The sequence below is a fragment of the Clostridium weizhouense genome (assembly GCF_019431045.1).
Lineage (GTDB): Bacteria > Bacillota > Clostridia > Clostridiales > Clostridiaceae > Clostridium > Clostridium weizhouense.
In genome coordinates this window covers 238,690-256,785 of record NZ_JAHXPT010000002.1, presented here as the reverse complement: position 1 = coordinate 256,785, position 18,096 = coordinate 238,690, and the positions used below count along the sequence as shown (strand labels likewise).

At 25.6% G+C, this 18,096-nt stretch carries 18 protein-coding genes; 16 read left to right on the top strand and 2 right to left on the bottom strand.

Annotated features, from left to right (window positions below):
- Nucleotides 1-229: 229 nt before the first annotated feature.
- The 13 genes from KYD98_RS03870 to KYD98_RS03810 all read left to right on the top strand — a co-directional run bounded on the left by KYD98_RS03870 (nt 230) and on the right by KYD98_RS03810 (nt 12,769).
- Nucleotides 230-1,237 (top strand): LacI family DNA-binding transcriptional regulator, encoded by a 1,008-nt coding sequence (locus KYD98_RS03870; protein WP_219778269.1) that lies wholly within the window; start codon nt 230-232, stop codon nt 1,235-1,237.
- Nucleotides 1,238-1,505: 268 nt separating this feature from the next.
- Nucleotides 1,506-2,132 (top strand): GntR family transcriptional regulator, encoded by a 627-nt coding sequence (locus KYD98_RS03865; RefSeq protein ID WP_219778268.1) that lies wholly within the window; start codon nt 1,506-1,508, stop codon nt 2,130-2,132.
- Between the two features lie 197 nt (nt 2,133-2,329).
- Nucleotides 2,330-3,457, top strand: a complete 1,128-nt coding sequence (locus tag KYD98_RS03860) for a betaine/proline/choline family ABC transporter ATP-binding protein (RefSeq protein WP_219778267.1) — start codon at nt 2,330-2,332, stop codon at nt 3,455-3,457.
- A 3-nt stretch (nt 3,458-3,460) separates the two neighbouring features.
- Complete coding sequence (locus KYD98_RS03855; protein WP_219778266.1) at nt 3,461-5,032, top strand: ABC transporter permease/substrate-binding protein; 1,572 nt, start codon at nt 3,461-3,463, stop codon at nt 5,030-5,032.
- A 292-nt stretch (nt 5,033-5,324) separates the two neighbouring features.
- Nucleotides 5,325-5,855, top strand: coding sequence for a cob(I)yrinic acid a,c-diamide adenosyltransferase (locus tag KYD98_RS03850; RefSeq protein ID WP_219778265.1), 531 nt, complete (start codon nt 5,325-5,327; stop codon nt 5,853-5,855).
- Nucleotide 5,856: 1 nt separating this feature from the next.
- On the top strand, nt 5,857-6,387 hold the full coding sequence (locus tag KYD98_RS03845; protein WP_219778264.1) for a bifunctional adenosylcobinamide kinase/adenosylcobinamide-phosphate guanylyltransferase: 531 nt from the start codon (nt 5,857-5,859) through the stop codon (nt 6,385-6,387).
- Nucleotides 6,388-6,496: 109 nt separating this feature from the next.
- A complete protein-coding gene (locus tag KYD98_RS03840; RefSeq protein WP_219778263.1) occupies nt 6,497-7,252 on the top strand; it encodes an adenosylcobinamide-GDP ribazoletransferase in 756 nt (251 codons plus the stop codon).
- 57 nt (nt 7,253-7,309) lie between these two features.
- Entirely contained in the window at nt 7,310-7,696 is a 387-nt protein-coding gene (locus tag KYD98_RS03835) for a bifunctional adenosylcobinamide kinase/adenosylcobinamide-phosphate guanylyltransferase (RefSeq protein ID WP_219778262.1), read from the top strand.
- On the top strand, nt 7,683-8,285 hold the full coding sequence (locus KYD98_RS03830; RefSeq protein ID WP_219778261.1) for a histidine phosphatase family protein: 603 nt from the start codon (nt 7,683-7,685) through the stop codon (nt 8,283-8,285). Before KYD98_RS03835 ends, KYD98_RS03830 begins: the two co-directional genes overlap by 14 nt.
- A gap of 27 nt (nt 8,286-8,312) precedes the next feature.
- Complete coding sequence (gene cbiB, locus KYD98_RS03825) at nt 8,313-9,263, top strand: adenosylcobinamide-phosphate synthase CbiB (RefSeq protein ID WP_219778260.1); 951 nt, start codon at nt 8,313-8,315, stop codon at nt 9,261-9,263.
- Nucleotides 9,256-10,329, top strand: coding sequence for a threonine-phosphate decarboxylase CobD (gene cobD / locus KYD98_RS03820; RefSeq protein WP_219778259.1), 1,074 nt, complete (start codon nt 9,256-9,258; stop codon nt 10,327-10,329). Before cbiB ends, cobD begins: the two co-directional genes overlap by 8 nt.
- A gap of 73 nt (nt 10,330-10,402) precedes the next feature.
- Complete coding sequence (locus KYD98_RS03815) at nt 10,403-11,053, top strand: Dph6-related ATP pyrophosphatase (protein WP_219778258.1); 651 nt, start codon at nt 10,403-10,405, stop codon at nt 11,051-11,053.
- Nucleotides 11,054-11,269: 216 nt separating this feature from the next.
- Nucleotides 11,270-12,769 carry a cobyric acid synthase gene (locus KYD98_RS03810; RefSeq protein WP_219778257.1) on the top strand — a complete coding sequence of 500 codons (1,500 nt, stop codon included), beginning with the start codon at nt 11,270-11,272 and terminating at the stop codon, nt 12,767-12,769.
- A gap of 44 nt (nt 12,770-12,813) precedes the next feature.
- On the opposite strand, the gene ytaF is transcribed toward KYD98_RS03810, so the two are convergent.
- A complete protein-coding gene (gene ytaF, locus KYD98_RS03805) occupies nt 12,814-13,437 on the bottom strand; it encodes a sporulation membrane protein YtaF (protein ID WP_219778256.1) in 624 nt (207 codons plus the stop codon).
- Nucleotides 13,438-13,652: 215 nt separating this feature from the next.
- On the opposite strand from ytaF, the gene yidA (KYD98_RS03800) reads away from it, so the two are divergent.
- Nucleotides 13,653-14,462 carry a sugar-phosphatase gene (gene yidA / locus KYD98_RS03800; RefSeq protein ID WP_219778255.1) on the top strand — a complete coding sequence of 270 codons (810 nt, stop codon included), beginning with the start codon at nt 13,653-13,655 and terminating at the stop codon, nt 14,460-14,462.
- 109 nt (nt 14,463-14,571) lie between these two features.
- Nucleotides 14,572-15,375 (top strand): sugar-phosphatase, encoded by an 804-nt coding sequence (gene yidA, locus KYD98_RS03795; RefSeq protein ID WP_219778254.1) that lies wholly within the window; start codon nt 14,572-14,574, stop codon nt 15,373-15,375.
- A gap of 149 nt (nt 15,376-15,524) precedes the next feature.
- On the opposite strand, the gene KYD98_RS03790 is transcribed toward yidA (KYD98_RS03795), so the two are convergent.
- On the bottom strand, nt 15,525-16,586 hold the full coding sequence (locus KYD98_RS03790) for a lactonase family protein (RefSeq protein WP_219778253.1): 1,062 nt from the start codon (nt 16,584-16,586) through the stop codon (nt 15,525-15,527).
- A 367-nt stretch (nt 16,587-16,953) separates the two neighbouring features.
- On the opposite strand from KYD98_RS03790, the gene metA reads away from it, so the two are divergent.
- Complete coding sequence (gene metA, locus KYD98_RS03785; protein ID WP_219778252.1) at nt 16,954-17,871, top strand: homoserine O-acetyltransferase MetA; 918 nt, start codon at nt 16,954-16,956, stop codon at nt 17,869-17,871.
- Nucleotides 17,872-18,096: the final 225 nt, after the last annotated feature.

Below are 18,096 nucleotides of genomic sequence, written 5' to 3'. Positions count from 1 at the left end.
GATCTCTACTTTTAGTAGAGATCTTTTATCGATAAGATGCATTTAAAAGCTTTTTTACTATATGTTATAATTAAAAAAATAGAATCGTATTTATAAGAAATTAAGTATTGAAAAGTTATTTATTATAAAAAATAGTTTGGTAAAATTAATTATTTTTGGTATTATAAGAATGCTATAAAATATAAAGATAATAGAACTTATTATAAGTTATATTATGGAGGGAGACATTGTGAAAAAAGTTACTATAATGGATATAGCTAAGGAAGTAAATGTTTCAAAGACTACAGTTTCTATGGTATTAAATAATAAACCAATAAATGTATCAGATGAAACAAGAAAGAAAATTCTTAAAGCTGCGAGTGAAATGAATTATATTCCCAATACTGTAGCTAGAAGTTTAAGTACAAATAGAACTAATACAATTGGGATAATATTACCTGACATAGAGAATCCCTTCTTTGCAATGATGGCAAAAACAATAGAAGATACTGCAGAAAAATTAAATTATAATATTATTTTATGTAATTCTTATAATAATACAGATAAAGAGGAAAAATATGTAAAACTACTTATAAGCAAATTAGTTGACGGTGTTATATTTGCGGCAGGTGGTAATAGTGAACGGAATTTAAATATATTAAAGAGTAATAAAGTTCCTTTTGTTTTAGTAGATAGATATGTAGAATCGATAAATGAATATAGTGGTGTATTTTCTAAGAATATTGAAGGTATTAAACAGGGAATAGAATATTTATATAAATTAAATCATAGAAATATTGCTTTTGTTGGTGGAAATGCAAAAGTTAAAGTAGCTAAATTAAGAAATGAAAGTTATATAGAAACTAGTAAAAGTTTGGGATTATATAATGAAAACTTAATGATAGAGTCAGATTTTTCTATTGAAGGAGGAATTAAGGCTACTGAGGAATTATTATCAGTTTCAAAAAATATTGATGCTATATTTTATAGTAGTGATGTAATGGCACTTGGGGGAATGAAGTATCTTATACGAAATGGTTATAAGATACCTGAAGATATATCTATATTAGGATTTGATAATATAAATATGTCAGCTTTGTTTGAACCGGAACTTACAACAATAGCACAACCAATATATAAACTCGGAGAAACTGCATGTGAACTTTTAATAAAAATAATTGAGAATAAATGTGAAAATGAGATAATAGAATTAGATACACAACTTATAGAAAGAGGTAGTGTTATAAATTTAAAATAAATAATAAAAAATAAGTTTAAATAAATTTTAATAATATAACAGTTAGATGTATTAGTTATATCTAACTGTTTATTTTATATATAAATAACAGATTATATATAAACAATAGAATAAATTTATATAGTATGGTAAAATACGTGTTGAAAACTTATTTTTTAGAGAATATAATCTAAAAAAATAAAAGAGTAAAAATATCCGCTTATCGGATTTTTTCTGTGAATTTAATAATTATTTTATAAATATACATTTTAATAAGAGGATAGGAAAAATGAAGAAAAAACTGAAAATAGTAAGTCCTGTATATCAACAAATAGCTGCAGATATTGCTTCGAAAATAGCAAATGGGCATTATAAAGTGGGAGATAAAATATATGCACGATCAGCTTTAGCAGCTCAATATAGTGTATCATCAGAAACAGCTAGAAGAGCCATTTGTATTTTAAATGATATGGAGATTGTAGATACGACCAAAGGAAGTGGGGTTGTAATAAAATCTCACCAAAATGCAATTAAATTTGTAAAGCAGTATGAAGATATTCAAACAGTAAACGACTTGAAAAAAGAAATATTAAGTAGTATAGAAAGACAAACAGAGGAAAATAAATATCTTAAGGAACAACTGTTAGATTTAATAGATAAAACGGATAGGTTTAAGTCTATAAATCCATTTATACCATTTGAAATAAACATAAATAATAATACACCTTACATAGGAAAGAATATATCAGAAATTAATTTTTGGCACAATACATTTGCAACCATCATAGCAATAAAAAGAGGAGATTCTTTAGTAATGTCACCAGGACCATATGCTGTATTTAGAGAAGGAGATATTTTCTATTTTGTAGGTGAGGAAGATTGTTATGAAAGAGTTTACAATTTTATGTATCCATAACGCTTATAATTAAAGGCAACAAAATATGTTGTCTTTATTTTTTTACTTAAAAATATATTATAAAAAGCATACCTTGATGATGATTTCCTATTAAAGCATGTGATTATCTCATATCCAATTAAAATATAGCTTTTGGGAAAATGTAACAACTTTATGTTATAATAAAGTTGTTACTTGCGAAGAGGGGGAGATTTTTAGTGATAGAATTTAAGAATGTAAGTAAAGTTTTTAAAAATCAAAATGTTTTAAGAAACATATCTTTTAAGATAAATAAAGGAGAATTAGTAAGTATTATTGGTGCAAGTGGATGTGGTAAGACTACTACTCTAAAGATGATAAATGCTCTTATAAAACCATCTACAGGTAAGATTTTAATTAATGGGGAAGATATTGCATTTAAAGATGTTATAAAGTTAAGAAGAAATATAGGGTATGTTATTCAACAGACGGGATTATTTCCTCATATGACTATAAGAGAAAATATTGAAATAATTCAAAGAGTAGAAAAGGTAGATAAAAATTTTATAGAAAAGAAAACGTATGAATTGATGAATATGGTGGGACTAAATCCAGAAGAATATTTAGATCGTTACCCAACTGAACTTAGTGGAGGACAACAACAAAGAATAGGTGTTGCAAGAGCATTTGCAACGGAACCAGAAGTAATATTGATGGATGAACCATTTAGTGCCCTTGATCCTATAACAAGATTACAACTTCAAGATGAGTTAATTGATTTACAATCTAAATTAAGAAAAACTATAGTTTTTGTTACACATGATATGGATGAAGCTATAAAAATAGCAGATAAAATTTGTATAATGAATAATGGGGAGATAGTTCAATACGATACTCCAGAAAATATACTTAAAAATCCATGTAATGATTTTGTAAGTGAATTTATTGGTAAAAATAGAATATGGTCTTCTCCAGATTTTATAAAAGCAAAAGATATAATGATTGAAAATCCAGTTACTTGTTATAAAAATATGTCATTATTAAAAGCTATGGAAAAAATGAGAAGTTTTCAGGTTGATAGTTTAATGGTAATTGACAAATCTAATTGTCTTTTAGGAATTATTACAGCTAAACAAATACAAAATAAAACGGATAGAAGCATATCTATAAAAAATGTAATGGAATCTAACTTTTTAAATATATCTCCAGATGAAACAATAATAGATATACTTGAGCTAGTTAAAGAAAAGAAAATATCTAAAATTCCTGTTATTGATAATGATAATATATTAAAAGGAATAATAACTAAAAGTAGTTTGTTTACAACTCTTAGTCAGCAATTTTTGGACACAGAGGAGGTAGAATAAACAATGGATGGTTTTTGGAATTATTTGATAGAATCTAAATCACAAATTTTTATGTTGCTAATTGAACATATAAAACTTACGGTTTTAGCTGTAGGATTAGCAATTGTGATTGCAATACCAGTAGGTATATGCATAAGTTATATAAAAAAATTAAATAAACCTGTTATAGCAGTAGCTAATGTTGTTCAAGCTATTCCTAGTATGGCACTGTTAGGATTTGCAATACCATTTTTAGGAATAGGAACAACTCCTGCAATTGTTATGGTTGTATTATATTCATTATTGCCTATTATAAAGAATACAAATACAGGAATTAAAAACATAAATCCACAAATGCTAGAAGCTGCAAAAGCTATAGGACTTACAAGATTTCAAATATTAGTAAAAGTACAGTTACCTTTAGCTTTACCAGTTATTATGTCAGGAGTTAGAATTTCAGCAGTTACTGCAGTAGGACTTATGACAATGGCAGCTTTTATTGGCGGCGGAGGATTAGGTTATTTAGTTTTTTCAGGAATAAGAACAGTTAATAATTATCAGATATTAGCAGGTGCAATTCCAGCTTGTATATTAGCATTATTAGTTGATTTCTTATTTGGAATAATTGAAATTTTAGTCACACCTATTAGTTTACAGAAAAGAACTTCTAAAAATCTAGTTCTAAAATTAAAGAAAAATAAGAAATTAAAGAAATTTATTGGAGTTATAGCGTGTATAGTATTAGCCTTATTTATAGTAAATAATATACCGTTAAAAAATAATGATAAAACAATTTCTATAGGAAGCAAGGATTATACAGAGCAAGAGATACTTTGTAATATACTTTCGGAAGCTATAGAAGCTAATACAGATATTTCAGTTGAACGTAAAAAGGCTCTTGGGGGTACTCAAATATGTTTTTCAGCATTAAAAACAGGAGAACTTGATATGTATGTTGATTATACTGGTACATGTTATGGAGATACTTTAAAGTATCCGCCAATATCTGATGTGGAAAAAGTTTATAATACTGTTAAGAAAGATTATAAAGAAAAATTTAATATTGAAGTATTAAAACAAATGGGATTTAATAACACTTATGCTTTAGCGGTAAAAAAAGAAACAGCTCAAAAATATAATTTAGATTCAATAACTGATATGGCTAAAGTAGGTGATAAACTTATAGCTACAACTTCATTAGAGTTTCTTAATAGAGAAGATGGTGTCATAGGGTTAAAAAAGAAATATAATTTTAATTTTAAACAAGAAATTGGAATTGATGGTACACCTAAATATACAGCTTTAATGAATAATGAAAGTGATGTTGTAGATGCATTTTTAACAGATGGATTATTAAAAAAATATGATCTTAAAATATTAAAAGATGATAAAAACTTTTTTCCACCATATTATGCAGTTCCGATTGTACGTTCTGAGGTATTAGATAAATATCCAGAAATATTACCTATTATTGAGAATATATCACCTTTAATAACAAATGAAGTAATGAGTGAAATGAATTATAAAGTAGATGAGTTAAGAGAAGATCCAAATGATGTTGCAAAAGAATTTTTAAAAGAAAATGGATTAATATAGAAAAATATACTATTAAATAAGAGGAATAAGTCAATGATATAAAAGGTATCGTTGGCTTATTTCTCTTATGTTATAATTGTTTTGATTTATTAATATTATGTAGATAAAACAAATAATAAAAGGAATTTATATTAAATAAGGAACATTATTTCATGTGCCTAAAAAGAAATCAATTAATTGTAAGTTATTAACTGGATTTTTAGATGAAGTATAAGATAAAATAAATATGCTGCTTTACTATTTTTTAATATGGTTTAAATATAGGTAAAATAAAAAGTAAGGAATGATGATAATGGATTTAGGACTTATACATATTTATTGTGGAGATGGAAAAGGAAAAACAACAGCTGCTATGGGACTTGGAATGAGGGCATGTGGTAGAGAAAAAAAGGTATTGCTTACTCAATTTTTAAAAGATAATAATACGGGAGAATTACTTTCTATTGAAAAATTAGGTGAAAATTTTCAAGTTTATAAGGGAGAACCCGTAAAAAGCTTTTTTAAATTTATGTCGGAGGAAGAGCAGTTTAAAACAAAGAATGAACATTCAAAAAGATTTAAAGAGGTTACATTAAAATCTATTAATGAAGATATTGATTTACTTATATTAGATGAGATAATAGCATCTATTAATTTAAATTTAATAGACTTACAGGAGGTTATGGAATTTTTAAAAAGTAAGCCTAAAGGTTTAGAAGTTGTTTTAACAGGAAGAAATCCAAATCAAGTTTTAATAGATATAGCTGATTATGTATCAGAAATAAAAGTAATAAAACACCCTTATCAAAAAGGTATTAATTCAAGAATAGGAATAGAGAAATAATATGAATTATTTGATAATAGGTGGATCAAAGAGTGGCAAATCTGATTACGGTGAAAAGATAGCTTTATCTTTAAATAAAGATAAAGTTATATATATAGCTACAATGAAGCCATATGATGAGGAAGACAAAAAACGAATAGAAAAACATATTAGAAAAAGATTAGGATTAGGATTTTTTACGTTAGAACAATTTAAAGATTTAAAAGAAGTATCAAAAAATATTAATAAAGAAGATACTGTATTAATTGATAGTGTAACCTCTCTTTTAGTTAATGAAATGTTTATAAAAGATGGTATAATAGAATCTCCGTCATTAAAAATATTAAATGATATCAAAGAAATAATATGTAAAGTTAAAAATGTTGTAATTATATCAGATTATATATTTAATGATTCAATAAAATATGATAATGTAAGTGAAAATTTTAAAAAAGAGTTAGGAAGGATTAATACTGAATTAGCTAAAGTATGTGAAAATGTTATTGAATGTAGTTTTAATAATGTTAAATATCATAAGAAAAATTTAATTTAGTCCATATTGAAATATAGCATATGTTTCAAGTGAATGTTTGATATTAAAACATAGCGAAAAAATAATATATTATTACTTGTACTATATTTAGAAAGGATATGAATTAAGTATGAAAAAACTTATAAAGGGACTTATTATGTGTTTAAGTATGTTTACTATAATTCCAATGCCATATGTGGAGTGGGATGATGATGGTGCTAAAAATATGATGAAATTTTATCCATTGATTGGAGGTATTGTAGGTGCTGTATGGGTAGGAATTTTTTATATATTAAATTTTTTTAACATATCATTGATTTTAAAAAGTGTCTTACTTATGGTGGTTCCGTTTATTGTAACGGGTATGTTACATTTAGATGGCTTCATGGATGTTTGTGATGCTATTTTATCAAGAAGAGAGAGAAAAGAAAAACTTAGAATATTAAAAGATTCAGCGACAGGAGCCTTTGCAGTAATAGCACTTATAATATTATTTTTTGTGCAATTTGGAAGTATGTATTCATTTTTAGAAAAAAGGAATAATCCATATATTTTAATTTTAATTCCTATAGTAAGTAGATGTATTGCAGGATATTTTTTAATTAGTAAAATTACAATTAAAGAAAGTCTCTTAGGAAGTTATTTTAAAAAAGGTACAGGGATTAAGGATAAAACTATTTTACTAACAGCACTAGTTTTAACGTATTTTATTTCTTGTATGTTCTTAAAATCTATTGGAATAATAATTGTTCCGACTATATGCCTTATTATAACTTTTTGTGTAAACAAATGTATTAAAGAATTAGGTGGCATATCTGGAGATGTAGCAGGATTTTCATTAGTAATGGGAGAAATAGCTGGATTATTAGTAGCAGGAATATTTTAGAATCAATATTAACTTTAATTAAAATATGTATTATATATATGAAGAGAGGAAGGTCATATGATTTTAGTTTTCGGTGGAGCGTATAATGGAAAGATTGATTTTGTAAAATCAAAGTATAACTTACAAGAAGAAGATTTATTTTTTTGTAATGATAGTAATTTAGATTTCTCATATAAATGTATAGTTGGACTTCATGTTTTTATTAGAGAATGTGTTTTAAAGAAAATAGATGCATTAGAAATCATAAAAGAAAATTTAAGTTATTTGAAGGATAAAACAATTATTTGCGATGAGATAGGTTCTGGTATAGTTCCATTAACTCAAGAAGATAGAATTTGGAGAGAAGAGTGTGGAAAAGTTCTACAGTTTTTATCAAAAGAAGCTAAAAAGGTATCTAGAATATTTTTTGGAATAGAAGAGGTATTAAAAGATGAAAGAAATTGATATATACTTGATTAGACATGGAAAAACATATTGCAATAAGGAAAGATTATATTATGGTAAATCAGATGTTCCATTAAGTGATGAGGGAATAAATGAACTAATTTTAAAGAAGGAAAAAAATAAATATCCAATGTGTGAAAAATATTTTACAAGTGGATTAAAAAGAGCTAATCAAACTCTAGAGATTTTATATCCAGACAAGGAATATGATATTTTATCAGAACTTTGTGAATATGATTTTGGTGAATTTGAATTAAAATCACATGAGGATTTAAAAGACCATCCTAAATATAATGAGTGGGTTATAGATGAGACTGGAAGTGTAAGTTGTCCAAATGGAGAAAGTAGACAAGAATTTAAAAGTAGGATACAAATAGGTTTTAATAAACTAATAGAATCCTTAAAAATTAATAATATAGATAGTGCTGTAGCTGTTATACATGGTGGAACTATAGGTATGTTGTTAGAAATTTTATATGATAATAAAAAAAGTTTTATAGAGTGGCAACCAAATGTAGGAGAAGGATATAAAGTAGTTATATCAACTGAATTTCCTATAAAAATACTAAATGTTACTAAGATTTTTTAGTTGAAACAAATAAAAGGTGGTTTACGAATGATAGAAATAACTATTGGATTTATTTTGGATTTATTAATAGGTGATCCTGAAAATCCAGTTCATCCTGTTAGAATAATTGGAAGCATAGCAAGTAAGTTAGAGATTTTAATGAGAAAATTATTAAGCAATTCATTAAAGATGGCGGGTTTAATTACATGGGTAATTACTGTATTTTTAACTTTTGAGTTTAATTTTTTTATTATAAGTTTAGCTACTAGAATTAATAGCTATTTTGGAGTGGTTTTAAGTGGAATATTAATATATTTTTGTATTTCATCCAAGGGATTAGTGGTAGAAGGGTATAAAGTTATTAAGTTTATTATTAATGATGATATTTTAGGTGCAAGAAAGCAATTGTCATTTATAGTAGGACGAGACACTAATGATTTAGATAAAGTTGCTATTATAAAAGCGGTAATAGAAACAATTGCAGAAAATATGTCAGATGGGGTTATAGCACCATTATTTTTTGCAGGAATTGGTGGAGCACCGTTAGCTATGGTTTATAAGAGTGTTAATACATTAGATTCAATGTTTGGTTACAAAAATGATAAATATAAAGATTTTGGATATTTTCCAGCTAAATTAGATGATGTATTTAATTATATTCCTGCAAGAATAACAGGTATTTTTATAATTATTTCATCTATGATTTTAGGATATAATTATAAAAATAGTTTTAGGATATATAAAAGAGATAGATATAATCATTCTAGTCCTAATAGTGCACATCCTGAGGCGGCAATGGCAGGTGCATTAGGCATAGAACTAGGAGGGGCTAATTATTATTTTGGAAAGTTGGTAGAAAAACCTACTATAGGTGATATGATTAATAAAATTAGTATAGAGGATGTAAATAAAACTTCAAAAGTATTATACTGTAGCACGGTTTTAGGTTACATATTAGCTATAATTTTAAATAGTATTGGAGGATATGTCTGTGGCTAACTTAGGACATGGAGGAAATGTAAAAGAAATAGCAAGAAAAAGAGGAATAGAATATTATGATATAATAGATTTTTCATCTAATATAAATCCATTAGGAATGTCAGATAAAGCTAAACAAGCAATAGTAGATAACTTAAAAGAGATAGAGAAATATCCTGATATAACTTATTTTGAGCTAAAAAATGAAATATCAGAATATGAAAATGTTGATATTAATGATTTGATTTTGGGAAATGGAGCAGCAGAAGTATTATTCAATGCAGTAAGAGCATTAAATCCTAAAAGAGTATTAATTCCTATTCCGACATTTTCTGAATATAAAGAAGCTGTTGAAGCTATTAATGCAGAAGCAAAATTTTATAAAACAATCGAAGAAAATAATTTTCATATAAAAGACGATATTTTAGATTATATTGATAATGAATTAGATTTGATTTTTATTTGTAATCCTAATAATCCAACAGGTGTAATAAGTGATAAAAAATTATTAATAGATATTCTAAAGAAATCTAAAAAAACTGGTACTAGTGTATTGATAGATGAATCATTTTTAGATTTTATAAAAGAAGATATGTCAATGAACTCATTTATAAAAGAATATTCTAATTTAATAATAATAAAATCACTTACTAAATTTTTTGCATTACCAGGCATGAGAATAGGATATGCAATAACAGCTAATAATAAATTTAAAAATGAGATAAACAAGATAACTCCGGCGTGGAATATAAATATATTAGCAGATTTAGCAACGAGAGCATCACTTAAAGATAAAAAGTATATAAGAAAAACAATAGATTATATGGAATATCAGAAGTCTTTACTATATAATGGTTTAAAAGAATTAAATAATTTAACAGTATATAATCCTAGTGTAAATTTTATATTTTTTAAAATTAATTCTAAAATTGATTTAAAATCAAAACTTTTAGAAGATAAAATTTTAATAAGAAGTTGTAGTAATTATGAGGGATTAGATGAATCTTACTATAGAGTAGCTGTAAAATTAGAAGAAGAAAATATTAAATTAATTAAAAGTATAAAAAATATTCTGAATATATGCTAAAATATGTAAAAAGAATATAATTTTTAGTAAATTAATGTATTAGTTATAGTAATTTAGTTTAGAGGGTGTGTGTATGAAAAATTTAAAATTTGTAATTTCGTATAGTGGTGGTAAAGATAGTATGTTATCTTTGTATAGAATGATTCAAAAGGGATACAAACCAGCTGCACTCTTAGTTACATTTGATAAAAATAATAATTCTTGGTTTCATGGGATACCTAAAGAATTATTTCAAAAAACTGCAGAGGTTTTAGACATACCTTTGTTAGAAGTTAATTGTCCTAATGGAGATGATTATTCAATAGAATTTTCGAAGGCTTTAAAAAATGCTAAAAAATTAGGAATTGATTTATGTGTTTTTGGTGATATAGATATAGAAAATCATAAATCTTGGTGTTTAGAGCGTTGTAATGAAGCTGAAATTATAGGTGAATTTCCATTATGGCAAGAAGATAGGGAAAAGTTAACTAATGAATTTTTAGAGATAGGATTTAGAACTGTAATAAAAAAAGTAAATTTAAATTTATTAAATAAAGAATTTTTAGGTCTTATATTAACAAAAGAAATTGTTAATAACATAAAAGAAATGGGATGTGATCCAAGTGGTGAGAATGGAGAATATCATACATTTGTTTTTGATGGACCTATATTTAAAGAAAAAGTTGATTTTGAAATTATAAAAAAAGAAACTTCAGGTGACTACGGATATTTAACAATTAAGTAAATAAAAATACTTAATTATTAAATATTAGGCATAATCAAAAAATAACAAGTCCATTTGTTAAGCTTATTTTTCATTATACTGCATCAGCAGATTTGGCTAATAGGTTTGCTATGAGACTAATCTATGTCCTTGTCTAATGAAAAAATAATCAGGGCATTTTGGACTCGTTATTTTTGTTCATATGTCTTATGGTAAAATACGGTTTTGGAGGGTAGTATGAAGAAGAAAAATATAATGTTTTTAGGTACAGCATCTTCAGTTGGTAAGAGTACTTTGGCAACTGCTTTATGTAGATTTTTAAAAAATCAAGGATTAAAGGTAGCTCCTTTTAAAGCTTTAAATATTTCTTTAAATTCATATGTTACAAAAGACGGATTGGAAATGGGGAGAGCTCAAGTAGTACAAGCTGAAGCATGTAAAATAGAGCCTAGTGCTTTGATGAACCCTATATTATTAAAACCAAGTGGAGAATATACTCAAGTTATAGTTGAAGGAAAAGTTTATGCTAATATTGAACCTTATAAGTATAAGGAATTAAATAAAGAATTAAGAGCCAGAGCCAAATCTGCATATGATAAATTAAGCAGTGATTATGATTTAATTGTGTTAGAAGGTGCAGGTAGTTGTGCAGAAATAAACTTAAAGGAAACTGAGATAACCAATATGAATATGGCAGAGAGTGTAGATGCACCAGTAATTTTAGTAGCAGATATTGATAGAGGTGGAGTTTTTGCATCTATTGTTGGAACATTACAATTATTATCAGAAAAAGAAAGAAGAAGAGTTAAGGGTGTTATAATAAATAAATTTAGAGGAAATAAAGAATTCTTTAAACCTGCAATAAAACAATTAGAAGATATAATTAAAATACCTGTACTAGGTGTAATGCCTTATGAGATTTTAGATATTGATGATGAGGATAGTGTTACTGATAAGATTAAAAATATAGAGAAAAAAGAGAAATTAGATATAGCTATAATTAGGCTTTCTCATATGTCAAATTTTACTGATTTTACTGTTTTGGATAGAATAAAAGATGTAAATGTTAGATATGTAGAATGTGCAAAAGATTTAAAAACGCCTAATTTAGTAATTATTCCAGGAACTAAAAATACTATTGAAGATTTAAAAATATTAAAAGATAATGGTTTGTTTGATGAAATAATTAATTTACATCAAAACGGGACATTGGTAGTAGGAATATGTGGTGGATACCAAATGCTTGGAAAATTACTCTTAGATAAGGCAGGAGTAGAAGGTAAAGTTCTACAGGAAGAAGGTTTTGGTTTATTAGATATAAGAACAAGATTTAATGAAAGAAAGATCACAAAACAAGTAGAAGCTAAGGTAGTGTGTAATCTGGAGAATATTAATAATTTAGAAAGTAAAAATGTCAGTGGATATGAGATACACAATGGTATAAGCAAAGTTGGAAAAAATGTAAAATCATTTATAAAAGATTTAGAAGGAAATACTATTGGGGTATGTAATAAATTTGGAAATGTAGTAGGAACCTATTTGCATGGGATATTTGATTCAGAGGAATTTACTAATGCATTTATAAATGCATTGAAAAAAAATAATAATATCGAAGTTTCAGAAGATAATAATGTTAAAGAAATAGCTGAATATAAGAATGAACAATATGAAAAGCTATCAAAGATATTTGAGGAAAATATAGATATTAATAAGATAAAAGAAATTTTAGATATTTAAATATAAAATTATAAGGCTATGTTTTAAAGCATAGCCTTATAATTTTATAAAAATTTAATAATAGCTAATATTATAAGTAATGCACCAGATAGCCAAGAAAGTTCAATATTTATATTATCAGCTACTTTTTTGCCAACAAAAACTCCGATAGATACAGCTAAAAATCCTATAATAAAACATAAAATAATAACTTGTAGATAGTTAATACTAGTTAAGCTGGAACCAAATCCTACAGCCAAACTATCTAGTGATAAAGCTAATGCTAAATAAAATGCTTCTTTAGGATTTAATATTTTAGAATTATCAAAATCGGCCTTTGTTTCATCAGCATAAACATCTAATACAAATTTAAAATCGAATAATTTAAAAGTTAAAGGTGTGTCTATTTTTGAACGTTTAGAGATATATGATTTAAATATACATTCAAATAATCTATATACACCTAGACACATTAAAAGAATAAATCCTATTATCATAGGCAAATTACCAGGTAGAAATTTTTTTACTATAGATCCAATGAATAAAGAAATCCCAAGTGTACATGTAGATACTAAATTTATTATTAAAGCAGATACTGGTGGGATTTTAATTTTGGATGTACCATAAGCAATGCTTGCAACAAAGGAATCTATACATAAAGATGAAACTAACAATATTGATTCAAGCATAACAATACCTCAACAAATTCTAATATATATTTTTATATTATGAAAAAAATATATATTAGTTACAAAATGTGAGTTAAATGTATTAGATATTACAACTCATGTTATTAAAGCATACTCTCCCATTATTTGCCTAATATAAAATATTACTGTAAAATGAAGGTGATTTACTTATTTTATTAAGTTATATAATATGATCTTTTGGGGGAGAGGTAATTATGTATAAGTTAATAGCTATCGACATGGATGGAACATTATTAACAACAGACAAAAAAATTTCTGAAAGAAATAAAGAGGCAATAAAAAAAGCAGAAGAAAAAGGGGTTAAGGTGGTTTTAACTTCTGGAAGACCAATTGAGGGGTTAATAAGATATTTAAAAGAACTTGAGTTGTTGAAAGAAACAGATTATGTAATTAGTTTTAATGGTTCAATGGCTCAAAATGTAAAAACAAAAGAAATAATATTTAAATCTATTTTAAAAGGATATGATTTAAAGTATATAACTAATATAGCGGATAATTTAGGAATAAATATTTTAGCGTTTTCACCAACACGAGGACTAATAACGCCTAAAATTAATAAGTATACAGATCATGAGGCTGAAATGGATGAAATTACTTATAATGTAGTGGATTTTAATACTATAGATGATGAGGAAGATATTATTAAATTAATGATGATAGATCCAGAACCAATATTAGAAGAAGCATTAAGAAAGATGCCTAAAGAAATTTATAAAAGATATAGTATGTGCAGAAGTACTCCTTTCTATTTAGAAATTATGCATAAAAATGTTAGTAAAGGTGAGGGCATAAAAAAACTTTCTCAAATGTTGGGAATAAATAGAGATGAAATAATTACTTTTGGAGATGCAGCTAATGATTTATCTATGATTAAATATGCAGGGTTAGGTATAGCTATGGGAAATGCATTTACTGAAGTAAAGGAAGTAGCTGATTTTATAACTAAGACAAATGATGAAGATGGAGTAGCATATGCAATAGAAAAGTTTATTTTGGAAAAATAGATAATTTATGCATTAAGTATGATAAAATCTTTTATTATGATACAATGTGATGTAGTAGTAATTTAGTATTTTATATACTAAATTAATTTTAAACAATTGGAGGAAGAGTATGTATAAACTAATAGCATTAGATATGGATGGAACATTATTAACAAGTGATAAAAAGATTTCTGAAAGAAATAAAAAAGCAATAAAAAAAGCAGAAGAAAAAGGTGTTAAAGTTGTTTTAGCTTCAGGAAGACCTTCTGAAGGTTTAAGGCATTATTTGGAAGAACTTAATTTATTAAAAGAAGAAGATTATGTTCTTAGCTTTAATGGTGCTGTATCTCAAAATGCAAAAACTGGAGAGATAATGTCTAGCACTGTCTTAAATGGATCAGACTTAAAATACCTAAATAATATAGCTAAAGAAACAGGTGTAAATATACATGCTTTTTCTGAAGAAAGAGGATTAATAACTCCTAAAATTAGTAAATATACAGAAGTTGAAGCAGATATAAATAAAATTAATATAACTATAGCAGATTTTGATTCAATTGATGATGATGAAAACATAGTAAAGGTAATGATGATAGATCCAGAAGAAGTTTTAGAAGAAACCATAAAAAAATTACCTAAAGAGGTTTATGAAAAATATACAGTATTAAGAAGTACTCCATACTTCTTAGAATTTATGAATAAAGAAGTTGATAAAGGTGAAGGACTAAAAAAATTAGCAGAAAGTCTTGGAATAAAAAGAGAAGAAGTAATTGCTATGGGTGATGCAGGCAATGATTTATCTATGGTTAAGTATGCAGGTTTAGGTGTTGCTATGGATAATGGATTCCCAGAAGTTAAAGAAGTAGCAGAATTTATAACAAAAAGTAATGATGAAGATGGAGTAGCATATGCTATAGAAAAATTTGTATTATAAAGAATACGCTTTTATATCATTAATAAAAAAATTCGACTAAATTTATAGTCGAATTTTTTTATTATATTTTAAGTGAGAATCCACAATTTTATATTTAGTTCTTTGAGCTTAGCCCACGAATGTACATGAGTAGAGTTTTCTACTTCATTTTAATCAATAAATTTTATACATGTAGGTCCAGGAAGATGTTCTGAACCTAAAAACTTTAATGAGCCTGTTGATTGATTAATAGAAAAAATACTTATATTATCAGAATCTTTATTTCCACATATTATATATTTTCCGGCAGGATCTATTTGAAAATCACAAGGAGAATTACCATTGCAAGAAAATGCATTTATGTAGTCTAATTTCCCGTTATTTTCATTTATATAAAACAAGCTAATAGAATTAGTTTCTATATCAGAAGTATATAAAAACTTATTATTTTTATGCACATGTATAGCAGCACCAGATTTTTTACCAGTATAGTTTGGCGCTAAAGAGCTTACTGTTTGAATATTTTCAAATGGAGTTTTACTTTTTTTATTATATTTAAAAATAAAAATTTCAGAAGTTAGTTCACTTAACACATAATAGAACGGTTTAGATTTTGAATAAGTTATATGTTTAGGTCCAGTACCTTTAGGAAAATGGTAACTAAGATCATCTCTTTCAACTAACTTATTATCATTAAATGTATATAACATTAATTTGTCAATTCCTGAATCAACTGATAATATAAACTCTTCATCATGTGTAAAAATAGAACAGTTTATATGCGGTTTTGTTTGTTTTATTGGATCAATACTTGAACCTTTATGTTCAGCACTTGCATAAGAAGTTAAAATTATACCATCTAAAGTATTATAAACATTCATTTTATTTTCATAATAATTTGAAGAAATTAAAAGCTGTTTATCCTTACGTATGCTTAAATGGCAGGGAGCTTCTCCTTCTACAACATTGTAATTAATAAGATCAATAGAATCTTTTTCACCAAAAAATTTAAATGAAGCTACTCCAGATTTATTATTTAATTTACAAGCAGAATATAGTATGTTTCTTTCTTTATCAATAGCTAAATAATTTGGACTATCAATTTCATAAGCTAAATTGATCTTTTCTATTTTTCCTATTTTTGAGTTGAAGCTAAACTTATAAATCCCCATAGTATTGTTTTTAGTATAAGTTCCTATAAAACCAATAATAAGATCTTGATGCAATATCAAAATTAATTCCCCCTTTTTGTTTGTATAATTATAAGTATATCATAAATAATTAATTAAATAATTCTATATAAAATACATAAATTTCAATGAGTTTTTAATTTTTAATAAACAAAGTAAATTTTATATTAAAATTCTAACTTTATAAAATAATTTATAATAAAGTTAAAAAAAATAATAAAAAATTTTAATGAATAATTAATAAGAGATATAAGAAATATAAGAGATATATTAATGAACAAACTTTATTAGAACTTTTATATTAGGAAATTTTGATAAGCCTCGACTTTTTGATATAATAGGTATAAACAATGCATATTAATCAAAATATGTTAAATTTAAGCAATAAGTAATAAAGGGGGAAATCGGAATGCCGATAAAAATTCCAATAGAATTACCAGCATTTAAAGTATTATCAGGGGAAAATATTTTTGTGATGAATGATAAAAGAGCAAATACACAAGATATTAGACCTTTAAAGATAGCAATACTTAATTTAATGCCTAAAAAAATATTAGCAGAAAATCAATTACTAAGACATTTATCAAATACTCCATTACAGGTTGAGATAAAGCTTATCCAAACCAAGACTTATGTTTCTCATAATACGCCAATAGAACATTTGGACAAGTTTTATAGTTATTTTGATGAAATAAAAGAAGAAAAGTTTGATGGGTTAATAATTACTGGGGCGCCTGTAGAAAGAATGGAATTTGAAGATATTGCATATTGGAGAGAATTAACTGAAATAATGGAATGGAGTAATACAAATGTATTTTCTACATTACATATATGTTGGGGATCACAAGCAGCATTATACTATCACTATAAAATACCTAAATATGAATTAAACAAAAAAATATTTGGTGTATTTTCTCATTGGGTGAATTATGAAAATGCTGATTTGACAAGAGGTCTTGATGATGAGTTTTATGCTCCACATTCTAGGCATACAGAAGTTAAAAAAGAAGATATTGAAAAATTTGATGATCTTGAAATTTTATCTGAATCAAAAGAAGCTGGGGTATTTATTGTTGCAACTAAAGATAGAAGAAAAATTTTTTTTATGGGACATCTTGAATATGATAGAAATACATTAAAAGAAGAATTTATAAGAGATAAAGAAAAAGGTATGGAAATAGATATTCCTAAAAATTATTTTGTAGATAATGATATAAATAGTATTCCTAAGTTTACCTGGAGAGGAAGTGCTAATATAATTTTTGGAAATTGGTTAAATTATTGCGTTTATCAAAATACTCCTTATAATCTTAATGAAATTTCTTAATATTGTTTAATTAAATGCTACTTAAATAGATATGTTCTAATTAATACTATCTAGTTAGAAATATATATAAGAATAAAATTGATAAGAATTATTTTAAAATACGTATTAAACTTGTATTTTAAAATAGTTCTTAATTTTTTTACTGAAAATTTATTAAAGTTATGTATAAGTTATATGATTTAGTTAAATAAATATACTTAGAGGAAAATAATTTAAATATTATAT